The sequence below is a fragment of the Halohasta sp. A2 genome, from assembly GCF_056175805.1.
Genome location: NZ_JAQFWV010000099.1, coordinates 1 through 9,243, shown reverse-complemented (window position 1 = coordinate 9,243; position 9,243 = coordinate 1). Strand labels below are relative to the sequence as shown.

At 60.8% G+C, this 9,243-nt stretch carries 12 protein-coding genes; 4 read left to right on the top strand and 8 right to left on the bottom strand.

The features are described from left to right. The first annotated feature begins 203 nt into the window (after window positions 1-203). Together O2S87_RS17125 and O2S87_RS17120 are read left to right on the top strand one after the other, a co-directional pair. Window positions 204-893 (top strand): hypothetical protein, encoded by a 690-nt coding sequence (locus tag O2S87_RS17125; RefSeq protein WP_475409971.1) that lies wholly within the window; start codon window positions 204-206, stop codon window positions 891-893. 145 nt (window positions 894-1,038) lie between these two features. Beyond that, window positions 1,039-2,151 carry an acyltransferase family protein gene (locus O2S87_RS17120; RefSeq protein ID WP_475409970.1) on the top strand — a complete coding sequence of 371 codons (1,113 nt, stop codon included), beginning with the start codon at window positions 1,039-1,041 and terminating at the stop codon, window positions 2,149-2,151. Between the two features lie 57 nt (window positions 2,152-2,208). Here O2S87_RS17120 and O2S87_RS17115 read toward each other — a convergent pair whose 3' ends face one another. After that, complete coding sequence (locus O2S87_RS17115; RefSeq protein WP_475409969.1) at window positions 2,209-2,436, bottom strand: hypothetical protein; 228 nt, start codon at window positions 2,434-2,436, stop codon at window positions 2,209-2,211. On the opposite strand from O2S87_RS17115, the gene O2S87_RS17110 reads away from it, so the two are divergent. Then, window positions 2,435-2,761: a methyltransferase gene (locus O2S87_RS17110; protein ID WP_475409968.1), complete on the top strand. Its 327-nt coding sequence runs from the start codon at window positions 2,435-2,437 to the stop codon at window positions 2,759-2,761. The two genes, O2S87_RS17115 and O2S87_RS17110, sit on opposite strands and share 2 nt — an antisense overlap. Window positions 2,762-2,763: 2 nt before the next feature. Here the strand turns inward: O2S87_RS17110 and O2S87_RS17105 are convergent, their stop codons facing one another. The 5 genes from O2S87_RS17105 to O2S87_RS17085 form a co-directional block, all read right to left on the bottom strand. Continuing rightward, window positions 2,764-3,093, bottom strand: coding sequence for a transcription factor S (locus O2S87_RS17105; RefSeq protein WP_475409967.1), 330 nt, complete (start codon window positions 3,091-3,093; stop codon window positions 2,764-2,766). Between the two features lie 24 nt (window positions 3,094-3,117). Then, window positions 3,118-3,855, bottom strand: coding sequence for a DUF8135 domain-containing protein (locus O2S87_RS17100; RefSeq protein WP_475409966.1), 738 nt, complete (start codon window positions 3,853-3,855; stop codon window positions 3,118-3,120). Beyond that, window positions 3,852-4,916: a hypothetical protein gene (locus O2S87_RS17095; protein ID WP_475409965.1), complete on the bottom strand. Its 1,065-nt coding sequence runs from the start codon at window positions 4,914-4,916 to the stop codon at window positions 3,852-3,854. Before O2S87_RS17095 ends, O2S87_RS17100 begins: the two co-directional genes overlap by 4 nt. A 110-nt stretch (window positions 4,917-5,026) precedes the next feature. Beyond that, window positions 5,027-5,863, bottom strand: coding sequence for an RAD55 family ATPase (locus O2S87_RS17090; RefSeq protein WP_475409964.1), 837 nt, complete (start codon window positions 5,861-5,863; stop codon window positions 5,027-5,029). 73 nt (window positions 5,864-5,936) lie between these two features. Then, window positions 5,937-6,932 carry a beta-ribofuranosylaminobenzene 5'-phosphate synthase family protein gene (locus O2S87_RS17085; RefSeq protein ID WP_475409963.1) on the bottom strand — a complete coding sequence of 332 codons (996 nt, stop codon included), beginning with the start codon at window positions 6,930-6,932 and terminating at the stop codon, window positions 5,937-5,939. A gap of 148 nt (window positions 6,933-7,080) precedes the next feature. Between O2S87_RS17085 and O2S87_RS17080 the strand changes: the two genes are divergently transcribed. Further along, window positions 7,081-8,127 carry a saccharopine dehydrogenase family protein gene (locus tag O2S87_RS17080; protein ID WP_475409962.1) on the top strand — a complete coding sequence of 349 codons (1,047 nt, stop codon included), beginning with the start codon at window positions 7,081-7,083 and terminating at the stop codon, window positions 8,125-8,127. Between the two features lie 17 nt (window positions 8,128-8,144). Here O2S87_RS17080 and O2S87_RS17075 read toward each other — a convergent pair whose 3' ends face one another. Together O2S87_RS17075 and O2S87_RS17070 are read right to left on the bottom strand one after the other, a co-directional pair. Next, window positions 8,145-8,312, bottom strand: coding sequence for a hypothetical protein (locus O2S87_RS17075; RefSeq protein ID WP_475409961.1), 168 nt, complete (start codon window positions 8,310-8,312; stop codon window positions 8,145-8,147). Between the two features lie 114 nt (window positions 8,313-8,426). Further along, entirely contained in the window at window positions 8,427-8,774 is a 348-nt protein-coding gene (locus O2S87_RS17070; RefSeq protein ID WP_475409960.1) for a hypothetical protein, read from the bottom strand. Window positions 8,775-9,243: the final 469 nt, after the last annotated feature.

Here is a 9,243-nt window from a genome sequence, read left to right as displayed (position 1 = left end):
CAATGTCGAATTTCCGCTGACGCTCTACGAGATTCGTTGCGCGAACGCGTTCGCGCAACTCATCAGAAGGAAACGCTCTTTGAATTCGCTCAACGATAACTGAACCCGGTGGAGAATAGCCCATACAATCCACCGGGTTTCTCTGACAGGTAGTCACGACGATATCTGGTTGAGCGCGATCTCACTCTGCTAAACTAGAACGGATGGAGTCAAAACTTACTACGCTCGAACGGCGTGCAGATAACTCCGATGAACGGATCCACACGGTCACAACCGATCTCGAAACGACTGATGACAAGCTGTCGGATCTCCGCTCTCGCGTCGACACGATCAAAGAGTCGGTGACTGACCATACGAAGGAGCTCGCCACGATCGACGCCCGCGTGGGTAACAATATCACCGCGATCGAGGAGTTGGATGCCAACATCGAGTCGAAAACCGACGAGATCGATCAGTACACCGAAACGATCGACGAGCTGCGCGAGGAACTCGATACCACGACTGAGACCGTCGAGGAGCACGACGAAACCGTCTCGGATATCGAAGATCAGGTGATGGATCACTCCATCGAAATCGAGTCGATCTCGAACGACGTTTCCGAAACGGCTACCTCACTGACGGAGCTCGAAGCCCAAACCGACAACCGACTCTCCTCGCACGACGACCAGTTCACATCGCTCGAAGAAGACATCAACGCCAATACGGAGGCGCTTAACACGCTCGCTTCACAGATGGAGACGGTTTCCAACCGTATTTCCACACTCGAAGACAGACTCGGCGGAGCCGAAAACGTCGACGATCGGTTCGACGAACTCGACTCCGAACTCAAGACGATCAAAAAGTGGCGACAATCGCTCATGTCCGGGATGATCGGCTCTGACGGAGCCGAGTAGCCGACGCCCACTCTGTTGATGTGCTGTTTCACGCGACGGTAGTCGTTTTCTCATAGCGGTTTCCTGTATTCACCTGTTTCCAACGGATCGGTCGGTCGACTACAGATAGAAACACCCATGCATCGACCGTCGCTACTGGAGGCTGATGGCCGAACGCATCCATAGCATCGATGCGATGCGAATCGTTGCGATGGCGTTCATTGTGATGATCCATACCGATCCGTTTCAGGACCTCACGGTCTACGGGAATATGCTCAACTTCGGGATCAAAACGACTGCCAGGTTTGCGGTGCCGTTCTTTTTCTTCACCTCGGGCTTTCTGTTCGCGCGCAAACTCGCCGACCGTGAGCCGACTGCCTACGTGAGACGGCGGCTCGCCTCGGTCTCGTCGTTTTATGTTTTCGGGCTGGCGTTGGCCGCGCCGGTGTTTTTCGTCGGCTTCGTCGGCCGGGATGTCCTCGACGGTCGACCGTTCGCGGCGGCGGCCGTCGAGACGATCGCTGGTTTTCTCTCGCCGGTCGAGTTGTTCTACTACGGCACCTCCGTCTCGAACATCCTGTGGTTCCTCCCCGCGCTCGCGGTGTCGTTCCTTCTCATGTACGCCTTCGTCGCAATCGAGAAACCCCACTGGGCGCTGCCGGTCGCGGCGGCGTTCCATGTCGTCGGCCTGCTCGGGACGAACTACACCATGTTCATCGAGGTGCCCTTCGAGATCCGCGATGGGCTGTTCTTCGGCTTCTTTTATACGAGTCTGGGATACGCGATCTACGCCCACGACTGGCAGCCCTCGCCCGACCGGGGTCGACACCTCCTCGCAGCGACGGGCCTTTTCGCACTCGCCCAACTCGGGGAGTTCTACGTTTTGGGCTATCCGCTCAAGGGTGAGGCCTTCGGCTCGTACGTCTACGCGCCGAGCTACGGGATTACCACCGTGCTATTGACGACCTCGCTGTTTTTGTATCTGCTCTCGCGGCCGACGCTCGGCCGTGGGACGCCGCTGCCCACGTGGGGCAGCTACGCCGTTGGGATCTACGTCACCCATCCGGTCGTGTTCGGGGCCCTGCGGGCTGGCCGCGAACTGCTCGAAGCGGGCGGTTACCCGATCGAGGAGACGCTCGTGTGGCACCTGCTGTCGACGCCCGCGACGTTCTTCGGCGCGCTGGCGCTCTATCTGGCGGCCGACCGACTCGGGGTCATCGAGATCGGGGGGACGCATTGGCCCGGCGCGGCGTGGCTGCGGGCGCTTCGGTCGGGATAGACAGCCGTACTATTCGCCGTCGGGGTAGCCTGTGGTCCGAACAACATGACTGATATCTCACAGACCACACCGACCGACGCCGAACCGCCCGAAAGACTCCTCGGAAACGCTTACGACCTCGTCAGCGGGCTGTGGAGCGGTCGACTCCTCCATACGGCCGTCACGCTGGGCATCGTCGACGCGCTTGAGGAAACACCCACCGCCGCCAGGGTGATTGCCGAAGGACTGTACCTGGACTCCGAAACTCGGCGTCGACGACCGCTGTGCGTACGTCGCGGGCGACATGTTCGAGTTGGTGCCGACCGCCGACGGCTACCTGCTCAAGTGGATTTTGCATGACTGGAGCGACGCCGAGTGCGTTGAAATCTTGTCGACGATCCACGAGGCTGCCCCGCCCGACGGTCGACTGTTCGTTGTCGAAGCGGTCGTGCCCGGTCCCGACCAGCCGCACTTCGCCAAGCGTCTGGACATGACGATGCTCGTCCAGATGGGCGGCCGCGAGCGGACCGAAGCGGAGTACCGGTCGCTTTTAAATGAAGCCGGATGGGGGTTGGTCGACCAGCAGGAAACTAATGGTGAAATGAGCGTGCTGGAAGCGACAAAAGCCTGATCTTAATTGTACTCACGCCAGCGGTAGCCGCACTCCTTACATTTAAGAAAGCGCGTCGGCGGCTCGTCGGCGGAGGCGGTCTGTTTGATCGTGTACCACGCCTCGCCGTGGCCACACTCGTCACAGACTATATCGTTGGCGGTCGGTTTCCCCTCGAACTCCGCACCCTCCTCGGTTTCGATCAGTTCGTCGCCGCTCTGGGCTTCCGTGGAGGTGAACTGCGCGGCCAACTCGGTGTCCTGTTCGGCGGTTTTCCCGCAGTCCTCGTTGGCACAGACCATTCGGCCGTCTTCGGAGCGCATCATTGAGCCGCAATCGTCGCAGAATTGCATAGTGGATCGTCGACCGCTGGACAGTTAATCCCAGCCGTCGAGGATCGTCCGATCCGGTCCCGTCTCGGTGACAACCGGACAGCCGCTGACACGGAACCGGCCGTCTTCGAGCACCTCGTGAATCGCCGTCCCGTCGTGCGTACAGCTCACTGCCGGGGGATCGGTGAAGTAGGGACACTGCTGACAGTACGCCCGTTTATCAATCACGTGCTCCCTGTTGGCCGTTCCAACACTGTCGCCCGATGCGGTCGAGACGCTTCGGTCGGTCGCTTTCGACGTCGTTCCGTCCGATTCGGTTGACATGCCACCACTCGCAGCGGCTCCAGAACCCAGCGGGTCGTCATCAGCGTGCACCGACGGTGACGTTCTCTGGTTGGACCGCGCACCGATATCGGTTGCGTCAGTGTCGAGATCGCCTCCACCGTGGGCTTCGTCATGGGTTGGTTCGTCGTCGCTGGCAGCGCCTGTCGCCAACTCGTTCCAGAGTGCGTCGCCGTCGACCGACGGCACGTCCATCTCCTCGAAGTCGGTGGTCTCTCCGGGTTCGAGTGGCTCCGATTGACTCTCTGTCAGGTCTGTATCACCGCCAAGTTGGTCCCAGTCGTCTCCTGTCTGGGCTGTATCACTCCCCAACTGCTCCCAGTCGTCTCCCGACTGGCCCGTCTCATTTTCGACAGACTCGCCAGCGGTCGTTTCGTCGAGACTCGCCCAGTAATCCTGTTCAGGCTGCTCCGATCGATCGGTCGGTTGTTCGTCGCTCATTCTGTCTCCTGTTTTTGCCCATTCGACAGCGTCGAGTCGTCGACATCGCCTGCATTGGCTGCTGGCTCACTGTCACTCTCTTGTTGGGGTATGTTTGACTCGCCGGATTCGAGCGCTGGCCGATCGTTGACTGTCAGCACAGCCGGTTTGAAGAACCAGCTGGCGGTATCGATCGTATCGAAAGCGCTGTGGCAGTAGGGACAGGCAGGCTCGCCGAGCATTGCCAACTGTATCGTCTCCGCACAGTTGTCACACTTGGCCTTTTCGACGTCCTTGTGAACGGCCGTTTTCAGTAGCGTCGACAGCGTTCTCTGCGCACTAACGTCTTTTTCGACCTGACTGAGCCGCTTTCGCAGGTCCACTGCCACGCCAGCGAGCCGGTCGGCTTTCGCTTCCAGTCTCCTGACCGAGTCGTGGTTCGACTCGGTCTGGCTCTCGACAGCCCCCACACGCTCGTCGACCGCGCTCTGTAGCGCTCCAAGCTCCGTTTCGAGTTCCGCGGTCGACTCACGGAGTTCGTCGGTCGCCTTCCCTTGGCTGTCGAGTTCGTCACGCTGTTCGTCGAGTCGCTCACCCAACTGTTCGTGTTGGTCGAAGCCAGTGAATTCGTCGAGTCGGTCATCTACCGCCTCCAGTCGGTCGTCCACCGCTTCGAGTTCACCGAGTCGGCTATCTAGTGCTTCGAGCCGGTCATCCACCGCTTCGAGCCCGTCGAGTCGGCCACGCAACTCTTCGAGTTCATCGAGCCGGTCGAACTCTTCATGCTTGTGATCGACCGGGGCACGTGATCGAGCCTCTCTGATCACGTCGAGAATTCGGCTCCGCAGGTCTTTGACGTGATCGTTGAGGTCGTCTTCGAGCGCCTCGACCCGCGATTCGATATCCGCTACTGTCGATTCGTCGGTGTCGTTTCCCTCCTGTTCAGCGACGAGAAACCGATACGAAGCGACTGCACGAGCAAGCACCCGCTGTCGACTTTCTCCACGTTCCGTTGTGCGATCCGCCAGCCACTCTTCGATTTCGGCTGGAAGTGACATCGGATCTTCCTGCTCACTCGTCATTGGTACCTTCTATCAGCGCTTAGACTTAAACATCCGTGATAAATCAGATCCGCTCAGATTCCCGAAGTAAGTCGATTCTACTCTGCGGTAGGATCTTTGTAACTGCGTGTTCACCTAATCTTTCTGACGTTACTCAGGTCATAGCCGCCTTCGTGGATTTCTCCTTCGAACTGGACGATGTCCTCCTGTTCGAGTCGAGAGAGCGCCCCCCGGAACTGTTTGATAACCATAACGCGAGCCCGCTTCGAACCACCAGTCTCCCAAGAGAAGTCGATCGTCCCGCTGGCGGCGTCCGAGAGCTGTCCGAGTTCGGTTGACGTCAGCGTCTCCTCGCTGGCCAACACGAGAATAAGCCCGTTCCACTGTGCTGACGCGCGTTTGAGCCCCCGAACGAGCATCGGGATATCGCTCCACTCCTCGTCATCACCGAGCGCCCCCAGCAGATCGGTGATTGCATCGAACACGACGAGGTTTCCCGCGGCGTGGTCGGTCAGGTAGTCACCGAGCGCGCCGAGGACCTCTTCGCGGTTACCGCCACCGCTGAGGTCGGAGAGATCGGTCGTCCGGCCCAGATACCAGTCCTGTGGAATCCGTGTCGACTGGAAGTACTCGATCGACAGATCCTGATACTGGATGTGATCCATCGCCGCGTCGACAATGTCGTCCGAGAGCGTATAGCGGAGTTCTTCTTCGAGTTTGGACTCCGAGGCTGTAAACGAAATGTAGTGGACTTCCGGTGGCAAGACCGCACCGGTCTGAAGCTCGCCGTAGTGGAGCTCGAACAGGTCGCTGTTGGTGTGTGCCAATGCGTTCATCGCCGCACTCGTATAGACGAACTCCCGCGCGCCCGCCCCGGCTTCTCCGGACAGTAGGACGACACTACCGGGCGGTGCACCCCCGTCAAGCAGCGAATCGAGCCGTGAAATTCCGAACGGAATATCCTCCATACCCCAGTTTCTCACTACCTATGCTTATCAATTATGACGAAACTACTGACGAGGCTTCCAGAGTAGTCATGTCCTACGTTCCGGCTTCTCCAGTCCACTCGTGGTATTCGCTGTCGACGCATGCACCGTGATTTCGGCCCGAGGAAACTACGACGTCGCCGTCAAGCCCGGCCGATTCGAGCGCTCGCTTGCCAGCGTGTTCGGCCGCCGAGGCGTGTTCGCTGTCGGTCACACCGTACACCGCGGGCCCCCACGAAGACTGTCCAGCGCCATAGACGGCCGGCTCGCTGGCGAGTTCGTCGACGAGGTGGCCAACCGGTGGGCGGTAGATTCCACCCTGTTCGTCGGCGTACCAGGTGCCGTTGAGCCGGCCGATCTCGTCGACTGCCGCGCCGAACTGGTCGGCGTTGCCGGTCGCAATCGCCGGTAGGACACGACGGACGATCCGCCCGGAAATCCGGTCGGCGGGCGCTGGATCGGCCCGTTCGACGACGCTCCGAATACTCTCGTCTTCGGTTTCACCGTTCCGGCCTGGGTCGGCGTCGGGCAGAACGACCAGAAACCGCCAGTCGTCGGGGATCGGGTGGCACGCGGCGACCGGAGGGACGCTCCACGCGCCGTCGACTGGGCGGTCGGTCGTAAACCGGGCGGTCGGATGGCCGCCGTCGAGAACGAACCCTCCCTGTTCGTAGGTGGCGACACCGATACCAGAGCGACCGCCGCGGCCGAGTTGGGGCGCAAGCGATCGGACGTCGACCGACCGGCCGTAGGCTCCTCCTACGGCTGTCGCGACAGCGAGTGCCAGTTGTGTCCCGCTGCCGAGGCCGACGTGCGGTGGCAGTGGCTGGTCGACGGAGACGGCTGCTCCCGGAACGTCGAGACAGCGACAGACGGTCTCCACGAGCGACTCGTACTGGGCAGCGGTCTCGATGTGGTCGGCAGGCTCGGCGTGAAGCGAGAGCCGAGGCTCGTCAAGCGCGACCCCGAGCGCGCCGTACAGCCGGTCGTGGGCCAGCGAGAGGTTCCCAAAGCCGAAATGCAGCCGCGATCCAACGTCGACCCTCGTCATACTCCCCGTTTGTCAGCCCCCGGTATTCGGGTTTCGACGGTGGCAACGATCAGTGGCTACTCGGCGCGAGCACGGGTAATGGTACCATTCATGAACGCGGTACACCACAGCCTCCACCCTTTTTGTGTCGACGTACCAACAGCCAGGTATGGACTCCCTGCTGATCTATGGCGCGTACGGCTACACGGGCGAACTCATCGCTCGGGCGGCAGTCGACCGTGGCTTGTCGCCCGTGCTGGCCGGGCGTGATCCCGACCGGATTCACGCTCTCGGTGCGAGACTCGAGTGTCGAAGCCGCGCGTTCGGATTGGCAGACGACGTTCGGACCCAGCTGTCGGGCATCGACACACTGCTCAACTGCGCGGGCCCCTTCGCGAAAACCGCCGACCCGCTCGTCGACGCCTGTCTTTCTCGCGGCGTGAACTATCTCGACATCACGGGCGAACTCCCGGTGTTCGAGCGACTGGCCCGCCGTGACGACGAGGCCACCGACGCTGGCTGCACCGTCCTGCCCGGCGTGGGCTACGACGTAGTCCCGACCGACTGTCTGGCCGCCTCGCTCGCCGACCGGCTCCCCGAGGCAACCCACCTCTCGCTGGCGATTTCTGCATCTGGCTCGCTGTCCGCGGGAACGCTCAAAACGCTGCTGTCGGGAGCCGGTTCGGGCGGTGCGATCCGCGAGGACGGTACGCTCCGACACATCCCGGCGGGTTCGAGACACCGCGTCGTCGACTTCGGCTCGGAGACGCGAACGGTGATGTCGGTGCCGTGGGGCGACCTGTCGACCGCCTACCGAACGACGGGGGTTCCGAACATCGTCGTCTACCTGGCAGTTCCGGACGCCGTTCGGTATGCAGTTGGCCTTGGTCGACCCCTCTCGGGGCTTGTGGCAACTCCGAAACTCAAAGGGCTGGTAGCTGGGCTCGTCGACCGGTTCGTCGACGGGCCGAGCGAGGCGACCCGGGCGAAAAGCGGGACAGTCATATGGGGCGAGGCGTGGAGCAAAGACAGCGGCGAGACCGTCCAGTCGCTCGTTCGAACGCCCGACGCCTACGAACTGACCGTCGACGCCGCGTTGGTCTGCGCCGAACGTGTGCGTGACGGCGAGGCTCCCACTGGGTTTACGACGCCAGCGGGTGCGTTCGGACCTGATCTGGCGTTCGACCTGCCGGGTGTCAGCAAAGAGGATCTATAGGGCAAGCCAGCCGCGTTTCAGGCCACCTGTCTGCTTTCTTGGATCGTAATCGTCTGTTCGTCGGATTCGACGGTCGTGACGATGGTGAGCCATCCGTTGTTGCTGTCGACTGTGAGCTCATCCTGCAGCGAGAGGTCGACGCGTTTGGTCGTGGTGTACGGGTCGTTCGCGGACTCGTTTGTCACTGGTGGTTGCTGTGAACCGATTGTCGACGCTGGATGTATCAAACTGTGGACGGATCTCATTTGTATAAAATCGGCGTGTTGGTTCGGAACGTGGGCTGTTCTCGTGGTCGACCGTTAGGCACTGCTCTCGCCAGCGTTCTCGGCTGGCCCGCCACCCAACAAGCTACTCAGCGCCTCGCCGAGATTGCCAGTGTCGCCGTTCTGGAACGACTGGATGGTCTCGAGAATCGAACTCACGCGGTCGGGCACCTGCTCGGGTAGCCCATCACGTGGTCCGACTCCGGCCGTGGCATCTTCGGCTGTCTCGTCACCAGTCGAGTCGACGTCGTCGGTGTTGTCTTCGTGTGTGTCCGCTGCGGTGTCGGGTGCCTGCTCGGCTGGCGCGGCGGCACCGACTGCGGTTGCCCCGCCGATCAGGAACAGTGCTGCAATCGTGATCGTCAGTAGCTGTGTTGCGTTCATTGCATCTGATCCACAGCCATGTTCCATGATAAAACAGCAGCGCCGTCAACTCGAATGTACCCGGTTTGAGCTGGATTTGATCCGGATTACGATGGGTTTCCCCGGGGTTACAACCGATTCGTTGTCGTCCAGCGGTGGATGCGTCGATTCGCGTGTTTGTACCGGTTGTTTGATCTGGCGCGCGATACGTCGTCTGGATGGCCACGAGCCTTTTTTCGTCTGCCGTGGTGGCGATGGTGTGCGTCAACTGCAGGTACTCGTCGACGAAGACTCCCGCGAGACCGTCTCGAAACTCCTCGATGACGAGGGTGTCGACTACGTCCGTCAAGAGGCATGGACGAACTGCTCTGTTGAATAGCGATCTATTCGGCTGATATCACGGGTTAGAAACGTGAAGCCGAGGAATTCGACTCTGCCCATGGAGATCGATCTCCTCGACTTCGTTGAGCAGTGTCGTCGGCTAGCTAAA

Bases quoted from the DNA above. Each gene is read 5' to 3' on its own strand.
- O2S87_RS17095 (WP_475409965.1), bottom strand. From the start codon at position 4,916: ATGACGAGTGAGCAGGAAGATCCGATGTCACTTCCAGCCGAAATCGAA.
- O2S87_RS17070 (WP_475409960.1), bottom strand. From the start codon at position 8,774: ATGAACGCAACACAGCTACTGACGATCACGATTGCAGCACTGTTCCTG.
- O2S87_RS17085 (WP_475409963.1), bottom strand. From the start codon at position 6,932: ATGACGAGGGTCGACGTTGGATCGCGGCTGCATTTCGGCTTTGGGAAC.
- O2S87_RS17100 (WP_475409966.1), bottom strand. From the start codon at position 3,855: ATGAGCGACGAACAACCGACCGATCGATCGGAGCAGCCTGAACAGGAT.
- O2S87_RS17115 (WP_475409969.1), bottom strand. From the start codon at position 2,436: ATGTCGCCCGCGACGTACGCACAGCGGTCGTCGACGCCGAGTTTCGGA.
- O2S87_RS17125 (WP_475409971.1), top strand. From the start codon at position 204: ATGGAGTCAAAACTTACTACGCTCGAACGGCGTGCAGATAACTCCGAT.
- O2S87_RS17110 (WP_475409968.1), top strand. From the start codon at position 2,435: ATGTTCGAGTTGGTGCCGACCGCCGACGGCTACCTGCTCAAGTGGATT.
- O2S87_RS17090 (WP_475409964.1), bottom strand. From the start codon at position 5,863: ATGGAGGATATTCCGTTCGGAATTTCACGGCTCGATTCGCTGCTTGAC.
- O2S87_RS17120 (WP_475409970.1), top strand. From the start codon at position 1,039: ATGGCCGAACGCATCCATAGCATCGATGCGATGCGAATCGTTGCGATG.
- O2S87_RS17080 (WP_475409962.1), top strand. From the start codon at position 7,081: ATGGACTCCCTGCTGATCTATGGCGCGTACGGCTACACGGGCGAACTC.
- O2S87_RS17105 (WP_475409967.1), bottom strand. From the start codon at position 3,093: ATGCAATTCTGCGACGATTGCGGCTCAATGATGCGCTCCGAAGACGGC.